This is a genomic window from Paraburkholderia bryophila (genome assembly GCF_003269035.1).
GTDB classification, from domain to species: domain Bacteria; phylum Pseudomonadota; class Gammaproteobacteria; order Burkholderiales; family Burkholderiaceae; genus Paraburkholderia; species Paraburkholderia bryophila.
This window is the reverse complement of sequence record NZ_QLTK01000038.1, coordinates 43861-62504: the sequence shown is the minus strand read 5'-3', so window position 1 is coordinate 62504 and position 18644 is coordinate 43861. Positions and strand designations below refer to the sequence as shown.

The 18644-nt window shown below is 62.4% G+C and carries 17 protein-coding genes; 10 read left to right on the top strand and 7 right to left on the bottom strand.

The genetic code is table 11. The annotated features are described in order from the left end of the window. Positions 1–742: 742 nt before the first annotated feature. Positions 743–2116 carry an MFS transporter gene (locus BX591_RS32470; protein WP_176343146.1) on the bottom strand — a complete coding sequence of 458 codons (1374 nt, stop codon included), beginning with the start codon at positions 2114–2116 and terminating at the stop codon, positions 743–745. Between the two features lie 122 nt (positions 2117–2238). Beyond that, positions 2239–3402 (bottom strand): M20 aminoacylase family protein, encoded by a 1164-nt coding sequence (locus BX591_RS32465; protein ID WP_208459649.1) that lies wholly within the window; start codon positions 3400–3402, stop codon positions 2239–2241. Between the two features lie 126 nt (positions 3403–3528). Between BX591_RS32465 and BX591_RS32460 the strand changes: the two genes are divergently transcribed. Next, entirely contained in the window at positions 3529–4479 is a 951-nt protein-coding gene (locus BX591_RS32460; protein ID WP_111935406.1) for a LysR family transcriptional regulator, read from the top strand. Positions 4480–4528: 49 nt separating this feature from the next. Here the strand turns inward: BX591_RS32460 and BX591_RS32455 are convergent, their stop codons facing one another. Continuing rightward, on the bottom strand, positions 4529–5965 hold the full coding sequence (locus BX591_RS32455) for an aldehyde dehydrogenase family protein (RefSeq protein WP_111935405.1): 1437 nt from the start codon (positions 5963–5965) through the stop codon (positions 4529–4531). 232 nt (positions 5966–6197) lie between these two features. Between BX591_RS32455 and BX591_RS32450 the strand changes: the two genes are divergently transcribed. Next, entirely contained in the window at positions 6198–6569 is a 372-nt protein-coding gene (locus tag BX591_RS32450) for a cupin domain-containing protein (protein ID WP_111935404.1), read from the top strand. Between the two features lie 95 nt (positions 6570–6664). Here the strand turns inward: BX591_RS32450 and BX591_RS32445 are convergent, their stop codons facing one another. Continuing rightward, the gene (locus BX591_RS32445) at positions 6665–8056 is read right to left on the bottom strand and encodes an NAD(P)/FAD-dependent oxidoreductase (RefSeq protein WP_111935403.1); all 1392 of its coding nucleotides are present in this window, start codon (positions 8054–8056) and stop codon (positions 6665–6667) included. A 71-nt stretch (positions 8057–8127) separates the two neighbouring features. After that, positions 8128–9759: a purine-cytosine permease family protein gene (locus tag BX591_RS32440; protein ID WP_111935402.1), complete on the bottom strand. Its 1632-nt coding sequence runs from the start codon at positions 9757–9759 to the stop codon at positions 8128–8130. A 361-nt stretch (positions 9760–10120) separates the two neighbouring features. Between BX591_RS32440 and BX591_RS32435 the strand changes: the two genes are divergently transcribed. Continuing rightward, complete coding sequence (locus BX591_RS32435; RefSeq protein WP_111935401.1) at positions 10121–10522, top strand: hypothetical protein; 402 nt, start codon at positions 10121–10123, stop codon at positions 10520–10522. Between the two features lie 415 nt (positions 10523–10937). Then, complete coding sequence (locus BX591_RS32430; RefSeq protein WP_111935400.1) at positions 10938–11633, top strand: heavy metal response regulator transcription factor; 696 nt, start codon at positions 10938–10940, stop codon at positions 11631–11633. Between the two features lie 21 nt (positions 11634–11654). Here BX591_RS32430 and BX591_RS32425 read toward each other — a convergent pair whose 3' ends face one another. Beyond that, entirely contained in the window at positions 11655–12548 is an 894-nt protein-coding gene (locus BX591_RS32425) for a LysR family transcriptional regulator ArgP (protein ID WP_111935399.1), read from the bottom strand. Between the two features lie 98 nt (positions 12549–12646). On the opposite strand from BX591_RS32425, the gene BX591_RS32420 reads away from it, so the two are divergent. Together BX591_RS32420 and BX591_RS32415 are read left to right on the top strand one after the other, a co-directional pair. Continuing rightward, positions 12647–13264 (top strand): LysE/ArgO family amino acid transporter, encoded by a 618-nt coding sequence (locus BX591_RS32420; protein ID WP_111935398.1) that lies wholly within the window; start codon positions 12647–12649, stop codon positions 13262–13264. 204 nt (positions 13265–13468) lie between these two features. Next, on the top strand, positions 13469–14278 hold the full coding sequence (locus tag BX591_RS32415; RefSeq protein WP_111935397.1) for an alpha/beta fold hydrolase: 810 nt from the start codon (positions 13469–13471) through the stop codon (positions 14276–14278). A gap of 24 nt (positions 14279–14302) precedes the next feature. Here the strand turns inward: BX591_RS32415 and BX591_RS32410 are convergent, their stop codons facing one another. Next, positions 14303–15241: a LysR substrate-binding domain-containing protein gene (locus BX591_RS32410; protein ID WP_111935396.1), complete on the bottom strand. Its 939-nt coding sequence runs from the start codon at positions 15239–15241 to the stop codon at positions 14303–14305. A 177-nt stretch (positions 15242–15418) separates the two neighbouring features. On the opposite strand from BX591_RS32410, the gene BX591_RS32405 reads away from it, so the two are divergent. Genes BX591_RS32405 through BX591_RS32390 form a run of 4 tightly spaced genes read left to right on the top strand, consistent with a single transcriptional unit; the run spans position 15419 to position 18638 of the window. Continuing rightward, positions 15419–16078 (top strand): RraA family protein, encoded by a 660-nt coding sequence (locus BX591_RS32405; RefSeq protein WP_111935395.1) that lies wholly within the window; start codon positions 15419–15421, stop codon positions 16076–16078. Between the two features lie 18 nt (positions 16079–16096). Next, on the top strand, positions 16097–16777 hold the full coding sequence (locus BX591_RS32400; protein WP_111935394.1) for an RraA family protein: 681 nt from the start codon (positions 16097–16099) through the stop codon (positions 16775–16777). Further along, positions 16774–17421, top strand: a complete 648-nt coding sequence (locus BX591_RS32395) for an RraA family protein (protein ID WP_244147182.1) — start codon at positions 16774–16776, stop codon at positions 17419–17421. The genes BX591_RS32400 and BX591_RS32395 overlap by 4 nt, the downstream gene beginning before the upstream one ends. After that, positions 17421–18638, top strand: coding sequence for a pyridoxal phosphate-dependent aminotransferase (locus BX591_RS32390; protein WP_111935393.1), 1218 nt, complete (start codon positions 17421–17423; stop codon positions 18636–18638). Before BX591_RS32395 ends, BX591_RS32390 begins: the two co-directional genes overlap by 1 nt. The last annotated feature ends 6 nt before the right edge of the window (positions 18639–18644 follow it).

Genomic DNA, 18644 nt, shown 5'->3' with positions numbered 1-18644 from the left:
TGAACCAGTTTGCTATCCTGTTTGGCGAGCGCTTCACGCTCGCACGTGGCTAGAAATCTTTAAACCGCCTCGCACACAAAAATGCGGACAGGTTCTCTGGAATCCGTGCTCTCGCGCACTCCGCGCCAGTGACACAGCAGTCATTCTTCCGGCGGCGCTGCGCGCGCCCCCGCGGTCGTTCACGTCGGGCCCCTGCTAAGCGGGGGCCTCGCGCAGTTGCGGTAGTGGTGCATCTGGAATCCGTGCCCTCGCACACTCCGCGTCCCTGACACAGCAGTCATTCTTCCGCGGCGCTGCGCGCGCCTCGCGGTCGTTCAGGCACGCTCGCTGCCATGCGGGTTCCGACGGTCGGTCACCAACCATTTGTGAGCGCCGGGGAGATTTCGGCGCCCCGCCGAGGCGAAGCCGACGGCCCCCGCCGCGCACACGAAAACCACTGGTTCGGGGCGCACCGCGCCGACGAGCGCATCGCGCGAGGCGGGATGAATGACGCCCTTGTCACGAACGCGGAGTGTGCGAGGGCACGGATTCCAGATGCACCACTACCCACACTGTGCGAGGGCCCCACTTAAGAATTAGCGGTGTGAGCCGCTTTCTTTTGCCTACTTTTCTTTGCGGCAGGCAAAGAAAAGTAGGTGCCCCCCGCACAGGGGGATCGCTAATAGACCACTAACAAAGCAAGGAAAGGCCAACACCATAAAGAGCCCACCCCAAACGCCGCAAAAAGGCAAAAAACCAACCCTCACCCAATATCCCGCCCAGCAGTCTCCCCCACAAACGGCAACGCCGCCAAAGAAACCACCCCACACCCAATCAAATACCACGCCGGCGCCAGATTACTCCCAGAAACCTGAATCAACCAGGTAGCAAAAAACTGCGCAAACCCACCAAAGATAGAAACCCCGAGACAATAAACAACCGACATCCCGGTAGCCCGAATCTCGCGAGGAAACATCTCCGGCAGCATCACGATATTAGGCACGGCGGTAAACGCGACCAGCACCGCCAACCCCGCGACAACCGCCAGCAAAACCGTCACGGAAGGCACCGCATTAATCACCATAAACGCCGGATACACGGCCAGAATCAGCAGCACCCGCGACACCCCCAACACCCACTTGCGTCCCACCCGATCCGACAACGCGCCCGCAAGCGGCGAACAGATCACCGTGACAACCGCGGCAGTCCACGCAGCCCACAATGCCGACGACATCGGCAGATGCAAAATCCGGATCGCGTAGGTCGACAGATAAAACAGCACGATATAGTTCGCCGCCGTCCCGCCAATGGTTGTCACCACACCCGTCGTAATCACCCGCGAATGCTCGCGGAACAGTTTGCGCACCGGCTGCGAAGCCGGCACCGTCGAAGCCGACCGATCACCCGCCTGCGCACCCGCACCCTCCTCGACACCCGGCAACGTCTCATCCAGATGACGCCGGATATAAATCCCGACCGGCCCCATCGCCATGCCGATCACAAACGGCACGCGCCAGCCCCAGCTTTCCAGCGCGGCAGTCGACAGCGCCGCCGCCAATGCCACGCCAAGCAACGACCCGCACACCGTATTCAACCCCTGGCTCACGAACTGCCAGCTGCCATAAAACCCGCGTGTCCTGTCGCCACCGTACTCCAGCAACAGCGAGGTCGACGCGCCAATCTCACCGCCCAACGCAAACCCCTGCACCAGCCGCGCGAGAATCACCAGCAACGGCGCGGCGATGCCGATCGCCGCATACGTCGGCGCGAACGCGATCATCGCGGAGCCGAGCGTCATCAGCCATAACGTGAGGCTCATCGCCGCCTTGCGGCCGGCGCGATCCGCGTACGCGCCGAGTACGATGCCGCCCACCGGACGCATGATGAACCCCACGCCGAACGTCCCGACCGCCAGCATCAATTGCGCAAGCTGTCCCTCCACCGGGAAATACAATTTGCCGATGATCGTCGCGAAGAAGCTGTAGATCGTGAAGTCGAAAAACTCGAGGCCGTTGCCCAGCGTGATCGCCGCAATCGCCTTCGCGTGGCTCTTGCGTTTGGCAGGTTGCGCGGCCGCCATGTCCGGCATGGCGAGCGCGTCGGTGCCGGCGGATTGCGGTGGGGCGGAATAGTCCATCTGTGTCTCCGTGATGTCCTTGCTACTGAGTGGAGGCGCACGTCGAGACGCACGTCAAGGCGCACGTCGAGGCACACGTCAAAGCGCCCACGCGGGCTCGATGCGGCCCGTTACGTCCAGCCTCAAACGAGAAACGTCTGCGCGAGTCTCACCCAGTAAGCGGCGCCGGTCGCGAGGCAGTCGTCGTTGAAGTCGTAGCCGGGGTTGTGCACCATGCAGCCGCCCTCGCCGTCGCCATTGCCGATGATCAGGTAACTGCCGGGGCAACGCTCCAGCAGGAACGCGAAATCCTCACTACCGGTCAGCGGTTGCATGCCGGCGATCAGACCGTCTTCGCCGAGCCAGTCGAGCGCCACCTGCCGCGCGAGGCCGGTCATCTCCGCATCGTTGACGAGCACCGGATAGCGGCGCTGGTAATCCACCTGCGCGCTGGCGCCGAACACCTCTGCGGTGCCGCACGCCACGGCGGTGATCCGTTCCTGCAAGTAATCGCGCACCTCGGGTTTCAACGCGCGCACCGAGAGACGCATCTCGGCCGTCTCGGGAATCACGTTGGGCGCCTCGCCCGCGTGAATCGCACCGACCGTGATGATCGCCATGTCGAGCGGCGCGACGTTGCGCGACACGATCGACTGCAACGCCAGCACCATTTGCGCACACACCACCACGGGATCGACCGCCTTATGCGGCACGGCGCCATGACCGCCGCGCCCCGTCACGGTGATGATCACCGTGTCCGACGACGCCATGAAGGAGCCCGGCAGAAAGCCGAATTTGCCGGTCGGAAAGCCCGGCATGTTGTGCATCGCGAACACCGCGTCGCAAGGAAAGGTGTCGAACAGGCCGTCTTCCAGCATCTTTTTCGCACCGGCCTGACCTTCTTCCGCCGGCTGGAAAATCACGTTCACCGTGCCGTCGAAATTCCTCTCACGCGCCAGATGTTTGGCGGCGGCGAGCAAGATCGCGGTATGGCCGTCGTGACCACACGCGTGCATCTTGCCCGGCGCCTTGCTCGCGTAAGGCAAGCCGGTCGTTTCGTGAATCGGCAACGCGTCCATGTCGGCGCGCAGGCCCAGCTTGCGCGTGCCGCTGCCTACTTTCAGTTGCCCTACGACACCGGTTCGACCGAGCCCGCGATGCACCGTATAGCCCCACTCCTGCAAGCGTTCGGCCACCAGGTCGCCGGTGGCGAACTCTTCGTACGCCAGCTCCGGCTGCGCATGAATGCGGCGGCGCAGCGCGATCATTTCGTCTTCGAGTTCGGCGATGCCCGCCGGAATGGCCATGGTGTTCACGTGTCGTCTCCGTCAATGAAAAGCGTGACCCAGCATAGCGACGCCGATTTTCCAGCGGCAGGCGTAGAATCGTTGCACCAGCAACTTCTGGTTGCCACCCTTTCCCCGATTCGACAGATGAAACTTCATCAGCTCAGTACGTTAGCGGCGATTGCGGATACCGGCAGTATCCGGGCCGCAGCGCGTTCGTTAGGTCTTTCGCCCGCCGCGGTCACCAAGGCAGTGCGCGAACTGGAAGCGGATATGCAGGCGCCGCTGGTGATCCGCAGCGCGAGCGGCGTCGCGTTTACCGAGTTCGGCCGGACGCTGGTCGTGCATGCAAGAGTGGTGTTGGGGCAACTGCAACGCGCGCAGGCGGAGATCGACGCATTGCGCGGCGCGGCGGCCGGCAAACTGTCGATCGGCGTCACGCCGTGGGTCGCATTGACGTTTCTGCCGCCCACGGTGCGGCGCTTCCGGCAACGCATGCCGGAAGTTCAGCTGGAGTTTTTCGAGGGGCTGCTCGCGGTCGTGCAACCGCGTCTGCGAGACGGCAGCCTGGATTTTTCGATCGGTCGGCCGCCGCCCGCGTCGCCGCAATCGGAGTTTCACAACGTGCCGCTTTTTTCGACGCATTCGGCCGTGGTGGCACGGCGCGATCACCCGAAAGCCGGCTGCCGCTCGCTGCTCGAACTGGAAGACGCGGAATGGGTGCTGAACTGGGATCCGGCCAGCCGCGAGTCGATCTCGGACAACCTGTTCCGCAAGCGCGGCATGCGGGTACCGCACACCATTCATCTGGCGCACTCGCTGGCCGTGGTATTGGGGCTGCTCGCACACACGGACATGCTCAGCATTTTTCCGTGGCCGCTCGCGGAAGTGACGCTCGCGAAGGAAAATCTGTGGGCCTTGCCGCTGCGCGAAACCGTGGATGAAACCATCGTCAGCATCACGTCACGCCGCGGCGCGCCGACGAGTCCGGCGGCCGCGTGTTTTCTCGACTGTCTGCGTGAAGTGATCGACGAAGCGGCGCGCTCGCAGGAACCCGAGCAACGCCGCCTGTTTCATTCGATCGAATTACTGCTTTAGCGATTCCTGAAGGGCGTGAGCGTGAGTGCAGCGTAACCGCAGCCCGGGCTCACCCCTCGTAGCCCACCACGCCCTTGATCTCCAGAAAGTCTTCAAGCCCGAACTCACCGTACTCGCGACCGTTGCCCGATTGCTTGAAGCCGCCGAACGGCGCATCGGGGTTGTAGTCCGCGTAGTTCAGATAGATCGTGCCGGTACGCAGACGCCGGGCCACCTCACGCGCATGCTCGATCGAACCGGACTGGATGTAGCCGGCAAGACCGTAGAGGCTATCGTTAGCCATGGCGATCGCGTCGTCTTCGGAATCGTAGGCGAGGATCGACAGCACCGGTCCGAAGATTTCTTCACGCGCGATCGTCATGTCCGGCGTGACCTTGCCGAATACCGTCGGGCGAACGAAATAGCCGTCTTTCAGGCCATCGGGACGGCCCGCGCCACCCGCCACCAGCGTGGCACCCTCTTCGATGCCGACGCCGATCAGACGCTGGATCTTGTCGAACTGCCCTTCGCTGATCACCGGGCCGAGGTCGATGCCCTCCGCACTCGCGGGGCCGACCTTTAGCGCTTCGGCCGCTTCCTTCGCATACGTCAGCGCTTCGGCCTCGCGCGCACGCGGCACGAACATGCGCGTGGGCGCATCGCACGACTGACCGCTGTTGTCGAAACAGGCCCGCGCGCCGCGCATCACCGCCTGCTTCAAGTCGGCGTCTTCGAGAATCAGGTTGGCCGATTTGCCGCCCAGTTCCTGATGCACCCGCTTGACGGTATCCGCTGCAGCCTTCGCGACCTGCACGCCCGCGCGCGTCGAGCCGGTGAACGACATCATGTCGATATCCGGATGACACGACATCGCCTCGCCCACCGTGCGGCCCTCGCCGTTCACGAGATTGAACACGCCGGCCGGCACGCCCGCCTCGTGGAGAATCTCCGCGAAGATCAGGCCGGACAGCGGCGCCAGTTCCGAAGGCTTGAGCACCATCGTGCAGCCGGCCGCGAGCGCCGGCGCAACCTTGGTGGTGATCTGCAAGGCCGGCCAGTTCCACGGCGTGATCAGCCCGCACACGCCGACCGCTTCCTTGCGGATCAGAATGCCGTTCTTCATGGACTCGAACTCGAAGGTATCGAGCGTGCGGATCATCGTTTCCAGATGCGCGACGCCGGTCCACGCCTGCGCGTCGTTCGCGTATTGCAGCGGCGCGCCCATCTCGCGGCTGATCGCGTGCACCATGTCGTCGTAACGCTTGCGGTACACGTCGAGAATCGCCTGCAGCAGATCGATACGCTGCGCGATCGTGGTCTCGCTGTACGCGGGAAACGCGCGCCTCGCGGCGGCGACCGCGCGATCGACGTCCGCCGCGCTACCGAGCGCAATTTTCTCGAACGCGCTGGCGGTGGACGGATCGATCACGTCGAGCGTGTTTGCCTCGCCCTGATCGAGCGGATCGACCCATTGACCGTCGATGTAAAACTGTCTGGTGTGTAGCATGGGCTTGTCCTTTACATGAAATGTGGTGGGTCAGATCCCGGGCGCGTGGATCGCACCCGTGGCGGCGTCACCCGCTTTACATCGACGCCGCTCAATCTGAATGTCTTCAAATCGAAATTCACCGCTACGCCGCTTTGGCTCAGACTCCGGTTCAGCTTCGATCCCTGCATCGAATCGTCGAATTCAGGAACGTCGACACCCGACGTTCAAATCAATTAACCAGGAGAGCCTCATGAGCAACATCACCTTCACCCGCATCGACGCTAAAGGCCCCGGCGCTAGCGGCCTGAACCCGGCCCTGCACGATCCGGCCGATGTCATTCTCGACGGCGCCAAGGCCCCGCACGCGCTCAACGCCTATTCCGACGCGACCAACATGCTCTCCGCGGGCGTCTGGCAATGCGACGCAGGCACGCTGAAACTGGCCGACCTGCCGATTCACGAAGTGTGCGTGCTGATCGAAGGCGAAGTCGTGATCACCAGCAACGACGGCCGCAGCGAACACTATGCCGCCGGCGACGCCTTCATTCTGCACAAGGGCTTCTCGGGCACGTGGCATATGCCGGTCGCGACCAAGAAATACAGCATCGTGTACTGCGGCTGATTCGTACGCTTCACTGAAAACCGCACCCGCCAAGGTGCGGTTTTTTTATTCCGGCGGCAAGCACAAAACGACAAAACGCCGCCGCCATTCGATCGCTACATCGGAAAACCCAGCGCCTTGATCGAATTGATCCACAGACGCCGCCAACCGCCGCGATCGTCGGCGCCGTCGAACGCGTTGAAGGTAATTTTCGCGGCGATCCAGCGCAGCGGTTCCGGCGGAATATACGAGGGCCCCTTGCGCGAAATATCGAGCGACGTAATCAACGTCTCGCGATTCCACAGCATATCGAGGCCCATCTTCGCGCCGAAGCGACTGCCCGCCACGCCAAAGCCCGTGTAACCGGCTACGAACACGCTTTTGCCGCCGTGATAACGCCGCGCGAACACCGCGCCACGCGAGCAGTAGTCGATCGGACCGCCCCATGCATGCGTGAAACGCGCGTCGTCGAGTTGCGGGAAGGTGCGATAAAACGCCTCGGCGAGCTTGTAATAGGTGCTCTCGTCGCGATCCGCGGCGGGATTCGGATCGCCGCCGAAGTGATAGCTCACCCGGCCGCCGAAGATGATGCGGTTGTCTTTCGTGAGCCGGAAATAGTTGAGCTGGGTGCGCGTGTCGTAAATGCCCTGGCGATTTTTCCAGCCGATGCGCGCCATCTGTTCATCGCTCAACGGCGCGGTCGCGACAATGTGATCGCGCACCTGCATCACGCGGCGCTTGATGTCGGTCACGCCGACATCCGCGGTACCGGTGCCGAGCAGCACGCGCGGCGTGACGATGCTGCCCGCCTGCGTGTGGACGACCATCGTCGCGCCCTGATCCTCGAGGCGAGTGATCGGCGAATGTTCATGCAGCCGCACGCCGAGCTTCAGCGCAGCGGCCTTCAGCCCCCATGCGAGCTTCGCCGGGTGAATCGTGCCGCTGCGATTGCGCGACCACATGGCGCCGGCGAACAGCGGCGAATCGAGTTGCTCGCGGGCGCGCTCGCTGTCGAGCAGCACCACGTCGTGACCATGCGCCACATGCAGTTCGTAGTCACCCTTCAGATGATCGAGGTGGCCCGGATCGACCGCCACCGTCATCTCGCCGTTCCATTCGACGTCGGCTTCAATGTCGTAACGCGTCAATGAAGCCTTGAAACCGTCGAGATTTTCCTGGCCCAGCTTTTCCAGTACATCGAGGTCTTGCGGAAACACCCGCGTCGCGTTCGGCAAGCCGTGCATGACGGACGTCGAAATGATCCCGCCCGGGCGGCCCGATGCGCCGTACGCGACCTTGCCCGCTTCGACCAGCACGACGTCGAGCGACGGGTCGGCCTCTTTCGCCTGAATCGCGGCCCACAGACCGGTGAAGCCGCCGCCCACCACGACCAGATCCGCCGAAGTCGGACCGATCAATTCCCGTTCGACAGCCGGTGCGCGCGGATTGTCCAGCCAGAACGGAAACAGCTTTACTCCATCAAACGCGCGCTTTACTGACTCGCTCATCTTGTTTGCCTGCTCTACTTGAATGCTTGTTGCCTGATGCTTTATCGGTCCGGTTGCGCGGAAACCATACGTCAACCGGCGTCCTGCGTATCCAGCGTCTCTTCGTGTTCACGACCCGCTCGCACCGCACGACGCGGTTGCGTTGGAGTTTGCGTTCGCGCCTGCGGTTGCGCACGCGCCGCCGCTACTTTCAGCTTAGTCGCCGGCACCACCGGTTGCACGCCCGCATTGCCGACCGATCCACCTCGCAGCCAGCGCCGTCCAAGCGGGCCATACACGCCGTCCGGTTCGGGAAAGCACTGCAGCAACGCGATATACAACGTGCAGGCGAGCGTCAGCGAAACCGGCATGCTGATGTCGAGGCCGCCGGCAAGCTGACCCAGCGGGCCGACGAATTGATCCGGTAGATTGACGAAGCACAGACCGATCGCCGCGCTCGGAAGCCACGCGCCCATCGCGCGCCAGTTCCAGCCATGCGTGAACCAGTAGTGACCGCCACGGCCGCCGCGATTGAATACCTGCAAATCGTCCGACAGATAGAACCCTCGCCGCGTGACGAAGCCGATGATCATGATCATCATCCACGGGCAACTGCAGGTGTTGATCAGCACCGAGAACGTCGACACGCTTTCGACGAGATTGAACGCGAAGCGGCCGAGAAAAATGAAGCCGATCGCGAGGCTGCCGATCAGCAGCGTGGCGCGCACGCGGTTCAACAGTTTCGGGAACATGCTCGACATGTCGAGCCCGGTGCCGTACAGCGCGGTAGTGCCGGTCGACATGCCACCGATGATCGCGATCAGGCACACCGGCAGAAAGAACCAGTTCGGCGAGATCGCCAGCAAACCGCCCACGTAGTTATTCGACGCGATGAAATCCGGTGCCTTGCCGGCAATGATCGTCGCCGTCGCGAGGCCGAAGAAAAACGGCACGAAGGTGGCGAGTTGCGCGAGTATGACCGCGAGGATCGTGCGTTTTCTCGGCGTGTTCTGCGGAATATAGCGAGCCCAGTCGCCGAGCGTCGACGCGAACGACACGGGGTTGCTCATCGCGACCAGCACGGCGCTGACGAAGGCCGGCCAGAACCCGACCGAACCGAGCGCGACCTTGCCGGCGTATGCGCTGTCGAACGGCCCGGCGAAGGCGGCGATACCCACCACGAACAGCAGGCTCGCGGCCCACACGGCGATCTTGTTGACCCACAGCATGAAGCGGAAACCGTAGATGCACACCGTCAGCACCAGCACCGCGAACAGGCCGTACGCGGCGCTCAGCGTCATCCAGTTGACCGGCAGGCCGAGCAGATGATTCGCGCCGCCCACCAGCGCGTCGCCCGAACTCCACACTGCCAGCGAAAAGAACGCGACCGAGGTCAGCAACGCGAGAAACGAGCCGACGATCCGGCCGTGAATACCGAAATGCGCGCCGGACGAAACCGGATCGCTGGTGCCGTTACGCGGACCGAACAGGCTCATCGGCGCAAGAATGCACGAACCGATCAGCACGCCGAGCACGATCGAATAGACGCCGGCCTTGAACGATAGACCGAGCAGCACGGGAAAGCTGCCCAGCACCGAGGTCGAAAAAGTATTGCAACCGCCGAACAGCAAGCGGAACAGATCGATCGGCCGCGCGTAACGCGAGCGATCCGGAATGCGTTCGAAACCGAATGTTTCGACTTGGGTGATGCCGTTGCTGCTCATTGTCTCCGACTCCTGTCACGGCCAGGTCATTCACGATGGCTCGCCGCGAGGAGGCGGCGTCCACTTTTTTTGGGATGTCTGGACGCCACTGTAAAGACAATCGGCGCAGGCAAAAATACCGACCGCCCAACCTTTACTTCGATCTCGGGCGATGTAACAGGAAACGGCCGTTATATAAGGCTTTCCGAGCTATCAGCGACACCGCGCGACGACTCGCAAAAGGCTTTGGCCGCCGCTAACGTCGATACGAATCGCGAGAATCCGAAGCGCGCGCGAACATGACGAAATTGTCATGTTCCGCTCATCCTGCTATGGGCCACGCGCTCATACGATGGGTATTCCTTGCCTCGGGACGTAATTCATGCGACGCACAAGGCCCACGCGCGATAGCGCAACACGCATTCCGACTACCAGCGAAGTTGCGTCGCTACGGCGCTTCTTCAGACGCCGGGGCGAGACGCTGTCGCTCGCCGGCGGACTGGTCTCGATTGTGATCGGCTCGCTGGCGTTCTGGCTCAACCAGCCCGCGCATCTGTTCGACGGCGCGGCGGCACAACGCGAGGTTACGACCTTCTGGTCGAGTCAGGCCTGCGGCGAGCCTCCGCTCGCACGAGGTCTGCTATCGCTGGAACTGGCGACCCACCTTCAACGCGACGTTCCGACGCGCCCCCACGGTTGTGGCGTCGAAGCCGCCAGGCGCTGCGCGCTGCCGAATTTGCTGGCTGCGGCAACGCAGCGGGAAGCTTGCCGAGCCGGCGTTTAAACCCTCGTACGCCGATGTGTTCAACGGGTGGACCGCGCGACCCGCCTCACCCTCATGGTCGCTCCACCGAGCGCAACCGGCCGCCTTCGCCGTTGTCGACACGGCAGCCCATTCCTGTGGCGGCGTGGTATAAGTAGAGAACATGCTAAGGATACCGTTATAAATTTCTCTACCCAAAAAAGAAATTCAATCGTCTCAAAAAACTCTTCTTATCGTCGTGTCGTCTGCACATCCAGCGACACGAAAGGGCCTTGAATATAGCCACTTTCGCCGGCCGTGCTGCCCGCAGCCCCTGCCCCTCAGGCGCTCGCCTCCGGCACCGTTCACCACGCCGAGCTCAACCTCAACCGCCCTGCATCGCCACGCCGCCGTCATCGCGCGGCGCAGCGCGGCGGGCGTCAACAGGAGAAAGACCATGCGAATTCTGATCGTCGACAACGAAGCGAAAAACGGCAGCTATCTTCGGAAGGGTCTGACAGAAGCGGGGTATGTCGCCGACTGGGTGCAGGACGGCGTGACCGGTCAGCATCTCGCGCTGACCGAAGACTACGACATGATCATCCTCGACGTCGTGCTGCCCGGCCTTGACGGTTGGACCTTGCTGCGCAATCTGCGCCTGACCCACTCCACACCCGTGCTCCTGCTCACCGCCTGCGACGATCTGAACGACAAGGTGCGCGGCCTCGAAATGGGTGGCGACGACTGTCTGGTCAAACCGGTCGATTTCGCCGAGTTGCTGGCGCGCGTGCGCTCGATTTTCCGGCGCGGCGCCACGCTTAGCCCGGTGCGGGACGCCGCGTCGCTCCATGTGGCGGATCTCGCGCTCGATCTGACGCGCCGCAAGGCCACGCGCCAAGGCGACCAGATTCTGCTGACCGCGAAGGAATTCTCGCTGCTGTGGCTGCTCATGCGTCGGCGCGGGGAAATCCTTGCGCGCTCAACCATCGCGTCGCAGGTCTGGGACATGAATTTCGACAGCGATACCAACGTGGTCGACGCCGCGATCCGCCGCGTGCGCGCGAAGGTCGACGATAACTACGAGCCCAAACTGATCCACACGGTGCGCGGCATGGGCTACGTGCTCGAAGAGCGCCGCCCGCCGGCGGAGTGAGACGGGGCAGCGCCGCTCGCCTCAGTCCAGAAACTCTGCGGCCCGCTGGCGCAGCACCGCGCCGAAATCGTCCAGCCAGCCGATCGACAGCCGCCAGCTCTGCCAGTAAAGATCCACGTCGATATGCTTGCCCGGCGCGATCTCCACCAGCTCACCGTTGGCCAGGTGCGTGGCGATCATCCGCTCCGGGCACATGCCCCAGCCGAGCCCCATCACGCACGCGCGCAAAAATCCGGCCACATGCGGAATCCAGTGCAACGGCGGATCGACCTCCGCCCGCGTGATCCGGCGCATGAAGCGCTTCTGCAACTGATCCTTCGGATTGAAGTCGACGCAAGGCGTGCGCCGCAAACTCTCGCGCGTCACGCCGTCGGCGAAATGGCGCGCCTGAAACTCGGGCGAACACACGGCCAGATAACGCATGCGCCCAAGGCGCGTGGAGCGGCAGCCCTGCACCGGCTCGGCCTGCGTAGTGACGGCGCCTTGCACGCTGCCGTCGCGAATCCGTTGCGCGGTGTGATCCTGATCGTCGACCACCAGATCGAGCAGCATTTCCCGTTCGACGCAGAACGGCGCCACCGCGTCGATAAACCAGGTGCCGACGCTGTCGTCGTTGACGGCCACGCGCAGCGCCGGCCACGGCTCGACCAGCGCGCCGGGCAGCGCCGGCAGGCGGCCGGTCAGTTCCGCCTCCAGCAATTGCACGCGCTCGGTATGACGGCACAGCAGCGCGCCCGAGGTGGTCGCCACGCACGGCTGGCCGCGTTTGACCAGCACGCTGCCGACGCGCTCCTCCAGCAGCTTGACCCGCTGCGAGACCGCGGACGGCGTCACGTTCAGTTCGCTGGCCGCACGGTCGAACGAGCCGTGCCGCACCACGGCGGCGAGCGCATCGAGCAAAGCGTAATCGAGCATTAGCGTTCCTTAATCCACATTACGTAAATTAGCTTCTCTTATGATGAGAGAAACCGCAGACTAGCCCTGTTCGCTTTTCCCGTCTACTGGATCGATTCATGAACTGGCTGTCTTTTTCCCACGGCGCCGCCCTGTGCGCCTCGCTGATCGTGACGATCGGCGCCCAGAACGCCTTCGTGCTGCGTCAGGGCATCATGCGTTCGCACGTCGGCAAGATCGTCGCGCTGTGCACGCTGTCGGACTTCATTCTGATCGGTGCGGGCGTCGGCGGCGCTTCCGTGCTGGTGGAACGCTTTCCGGTTTTCGTCCACACCATGCTGTATGTCGGGCTCGCGTATCTGGCGTGGTTCGGCTTCAACGCGCTGCGCCGTGCGGTGCGGCCCGACCATGCGGCCTTGCAGGCCGAAGCGAGCGGCGCGGCGCCCGTGCAGCGCGCGCTGCCGATCGTACTGATGACACTCGCCTTCACGTGGCTGAATCCGCACGTGTACCTGGATACGTTTTTGCTGATCGGCACCGCCGGCGCGCGTGAACCGGAAGGCGCACGGGTCGCGTTCGCGCTCGGCGCGATGGCAGTGAGCGGGATCTGGTTTGTCGGTCTGGGTTACGGTGCGCGGGCCATGGCGCCGCTGTTTCGGCGCGCTACGGCGTGGCGCGTGCTGGACGGTGCGATTGGGAGCATGGTGTTGCTGATTGCGGTGACGCAGTTGCGGTAGCCTCGCCGAACGCGGTAGTCGTCGAGATCGCGTTTTGTATCGCTCGGCGACTGCGCGCCATCCGCCGAATCCCAAATACATGCCTATCACAGCGTTACGAAATACCGAATTTACACGGTTAGCGCAATCCGCGAGTATGGTGAGATTCAGATGAACGGGCCGTCAGCACGCCCGCGACTCTGGCCGTCACTCGTGGAGACATTGATGCTGGACATAAAGCGGGAAAAGCTTGAACTGAATGTTCGCGGCGTGGACTTGAACATTTCATCGCTGCACAGATTGGGCAATGGCGAGCCGATTGTCTTTCTTCACGGCTTTGGCTTCACGAAAGAAGACTATGCCGATATCGCCCGACTACCCGCGTTCTCCGGTCGTCCGTTTGTTGTCTACGACGCGCCGGGCTGCGGCGAGAGCGACTGCGCCAACCTGTCCGCGCTATCTATCCCCTTTCTCGTCGACACGGCACGCGCCGTGTTAAACCGTCTGGACATCCAGCGATTTCATCTGGTCGGACATTCAATGGGTGGCTTGACGTCATTGATGCTCGCTCATGAAGAGCGCGAGCGCGTGTTGAGCTTTATCGACATAGAAGGCAACGTGGCGCCCGAGGACTGCTTTCTCAGCCGGCAAATCGTGAGTCATCCCTCTGACGATCCGCAGCAGTTCTTTGCCGATTTCATCGACCGTAACTGGGGCGCGCCCGACTTCTCGAGTTCGCTATACGCGGCGAGCCTGCGGCACAAAGTGCGCGCGGGGGCCGTGCATGGCATCTTTACGTCGATGGTTCATCTCTCCGACCACGGCGATCTGTTGACCCGATTTATCGACCTCCCGTGCCGGCAGATGTTTATGTTCGGTCAGCAGAACGCCGGCCTCTCCTATCTGCCGCATTTACAGGAATCGGGCGTGACGCTGGCCTCCATAACGCACTCGGGTCACTTCCCGATGTACTCCAATCCGGTTGAAATGTGGAAACGGATTGCATGCTTTGTCGGCAATGTGGCACGCGGGTAAGACAGTGCCCGCGACGCATGCCCATCAGTCGCCAGACGCCTGGGCATTCTTTTTCGGCTTTCGGGCAGCGTTTTCTTTCGCCCACGACACCACGGCGTCGACCATCGGATGATGCCGGTTCGCATTCCACGCGAGCGCGGCCGTCACGACCATGACACGCTCCTTCAGCGGGCGAATCACCACGTTTTCCGAAGCCAGTTTTCGCATCGACGACGGCACGAGCGCGATGCCCTGACCGCATCCCACGTAGGCGATTTGCGACGTCACGGAGCGGACTTCATGCAAGACGCGTGGCGCGAAACCGTGCGACTGGCAGACGGCGGTCAGAAAATCGAAGTAAGCCGGGCTGATCTGTCGCGATGACATGACGAGGGATTCGTCGGCGAGCGAGCGCAAACGCACGCGAGAAAGCGCCGCCAGCGGATGGTCACGAGGCACCGCAACCGCGAGCCGATCTTCGGCGATTGGCAGCGTCGCGATTGCGTGTCCGACGTTGCCGTCAAGTCTCACAAACGCGACATCGAGTTCGCCCGCCTCTAGCGCCGGGATCGCCTCGACGCTATCGATCTCCCGAATGAACACCTTCAGGTTCGGATAGCCGCGCTTCAATTCGTTCAACACGGCGGGCACCGTTTCAAGCATGGCCGATGTAATCGCGCCCACCTGAAGGACGCCGGTCTGACCGGCTGCGACTTCCCTCACGACACGCTCAAGGCGCTCCACCTGGTCGGCGAACTGCCGGACCGCCGGCAGAATCGCGGCGCCGGACGCGCTCAGTTGAGTGCCTCGGCGAGAGCGTTCGAACAGCGTCAGCTTCAGCGATTGCTCAAGCACCTTGATCTGTTCGGTTAGAGGCGGCTGCGACATGTTCAACCGTTCTGCTGCGCGCCCAAAGTGCTTTTCTTCGGCGACGGCAAGGAACATCCAGAGTTGACGGATGAGGCGAAAATCAATGGTAGCCATGTGAATGTCCCTTGGCATTAGAGCGATGGTCGGATGGGGGCCGATCGGTCAGTCTTTATCCCAGCAAACGGCTGCACCGTTTCATCCGTAAATCGTATCAGAGAGATATCAACCGGCGAATTTACATATCAGGCGAGCAAGTCGACGATTGCGTCACTGCCCAACCGGATACCCATCATGAATCCCGCTCCCACGCTCCACCGGCTTGCTTTGCTCGACACCAACACGATCTCCGATACGCTCGATTTTCTCGGCATTCAAGGCGCGACGTATGGCCTTCGCCCGCTGTGGGACTGTCCGAAGATCGTCGGCCGAGCCAGCACCATTCAGCTTGGCCCCAAAACCGATGCGGCGCCGACAGCCCATTTGATTACACCGGTCGTCGATTCGATCACGACCGACGACCGCGTTCTCGTCATCGCTGGCGGACTTGAAGGTATCTCCTGCTGGGGCGACATTCTGGCGAACGCGGCGGTGGCGAAACAGATTCGTGGCTCGATAATCGATGGCGTCAGCCGCGATATTGAAGGAAGCGAGTCCATCGCCTACCCGGTCTATGGCCGCGGCATCACGATGATTAGCGCAAGAAACCGGGTCGTTCAGATCGACTCGGGAAAACCGGTGCAGATTGCCGGCGTGACCGTGCGCGAGGATGACTACGTGGTGGCCGACCGCTGCGGCACGGTGTTCGTGCCCGCGTCGCGTATCGATGAGGTGCTGGAACTCGGCGAAAGAATTACGCGCCGCCAGGACGGTATGGTCGCCGCTGTCCGTGCGGGGCGCTCCGTCGCCGAGGTCATGCACGACAAAGAGTTCGAAGCAATCCGCGCTCAATAACTTTCTCGAGTAATGCACATGACGAATCCCAGGAAAGCGCACGCGGAAGACGAGGCAATGGTTGCGCTCTTCACCGGCCTCGATACGCCCAGCGTCTCCGACGCGATGGACAGACTTGGTCTGCATGGTCAGGCGCTCGGCATCGCGCCGCTCGCCGACTATGCCCATCCCGTCGTGGGACCGGCCTTCACCGTTAAATACGCTCCCGCCACCGTGCCCCCGGGCACCGTCGGCGACTTTATCGACGATGTCGCCGAGGGTGACGACGTCGTGATCGATAACGACGGTCGAACCGACTGTACCGTGTGGGGCGACATCATGACCCGGTATGCGGGTCTGCGCCGCATCGCCGCCACGGTCATCGACGGCGTTTGTCGTGACGTCAGCCAGGCGCTCGGCGATGGCTACCCCCTCTTCACGGCCGGTCGCTTCATGCGAACGGGCAAGGACCGTGTGCAGGTCGAGTCGGTCAACGCCACCATCGCGATAGGCACAGTGCGGGTCGCCTCGCGCGACATGGTGGTTGCGGACGCAAACGGCGTGGTGATCGTGCCGCGTGCGCGGGCGCATGAAGTCGCCGAGACCGCACGGCAGATCGAAGCCGTCGAATGTGCCATCCGCGAGCGCATTGCAACGGGCGCGACGATTCGCGAAGCGCGTGCCGAACTTGGTTATCACACACTCCAACGGAGAGCATGATGACGAACGTCGCAATGAACTACGACGATGCCGCGCTCGAACTGGCTCGCCGACTCGGCACGTCGACGTTGTATGAAGCATCGGGCCAGTCGACCACTTCTGTCGATCCCGCTATCCGGACAGTCTGGACAGGAGCGTGTGTCGCCGGCCCGGCCTACCCGGTGGAATGCGCACCGGGCGACAATCTGGCGATTCACATCGCCATGGAACGCGTGCCGCGAGGCAGTGTTCTTGTCGTCTCGGCATGCGGCTTTGTCGCGGGGTATTGGGGCGAGGTACTCACTGTTGCGGCAGAGGCGGCAGGCGTGGTGGGTTTGGTGGTCGACGGTGGCGTGCGAGATATTGCGGCGATGACCGCCCGGCGTTTTCCTGTTTTTGCGCGGGGCATCTCGGTTCGCGGCACGTTGAAGAACAGCGCGCCCTCCGTTGGTTTGCCGTTCAGCCTGGCCGGTACGCCGGTCACTGCGGGCGACCTTGTCGTTGCGGATGACGATGGCGTCGTCATCATTCCCGCCGCGAGTGTCGAGACAACACTCGCTGGCGGCAAAACTCGCGCGGACAAAGAAGCGAAGATGATGGACGCGCTCGGCAAGGGTTGCACCACGCTCGATCTTCTCGGATTGTCGAAGTGGAGACAAATCTGATGGCAGCCAGTGTTAGCGAACTCAATCGATTTCTGGCGGCGGCCCGCCCTTCAGCAACCTACGGTGTAATGGACCGGGTCGCCGCCCGGCGCGCGCAAGGTGCGGGCGTGATATCGCTGAGCGCCGGTGAGCCGAACTTCAATACCCCGGCGCATGTGAGGGAAGCAGGTATAGCCGCCATTCGGCATGGACATACTCGCTATACCCAGGTCGCTGGAATGCGGGCTTTGCGCGAGGCGGTGGCGGATAAATTCCGGCGCGAGAATGGACTCGATACCGACTGGCGTCAGACCATTGTTTGCAATGGGGGAAAGCAGGTCATTTTTAATGCCATTGCCGCGACGCTCAATGAAGGTGACGAGGTCGTCATTCCTGCACCGTATTGGGTGAGTTATCCGGAGATCGTGCAACTGTGCGGCGGGAAATCCGTCGTTGTCGAATGTGGTGTGACGAGTGGGTTCAAGATTACGCCCGCTTTGCTGGAGCTCGCGATTACGACGCGCACGCGATGGTTGATTCTCAACTCGCCGTCCAACCCTACGGGCGCTGTGTACAGTCGCGCGGAATTGCTGGCTTTGGCTGAGGTACTGCTTTCACATCCACACGTGATGGTACTGTCGGATGATATTTACGAGCACCTCATTTTTGATGGGCTGACGTTCTTCACGCTGGCTCAGGTCGAGCCGCGTTTGCGTGAGCGTGTGCTGACAATGAATGGAGTATCGAAAGCGTATGCAATGACCGGTTGGCGGATTGGCTTTGGAACCGGGCCGGCGTGGCTTATTGATGCGATGGAGAAGTTGCAAGGGCAACAGACTTCGGGGGCGTCGACTATTTCGCAGCATGCTGCATTGGCTGCGTTAAACGGTCCGCAACAGTTTGTGTGGGAGTCGCGGTCGGTTTTTCAGCATCGGCGCGATCATCTGGTGCGGGCGATTAATGCTATTGAAGGCTTGCGTTGTGAGGTTCCGCAGGGAGCGTTCTATGCGTTTGCTTCGTGCGAAGGGTTGCTTGGGAGGGTCACGGCTGAAGGGAGGCGGCTGCTGTCGGATGAGGATGTGGTGAATGCACTGCTGGATGAAGCGGGCGTGGCGACCGTGCATGGCAGTGCTTTTGGGCTTGGGCCGTATGTGCGGATCGCGTACGCGCTGGATAGTGCGGCATTGCAGCGGGCGTGTGAGGGGATCGCGCGGTTTTGTGAGGGGGTTTCCGGGTAGCGGGAG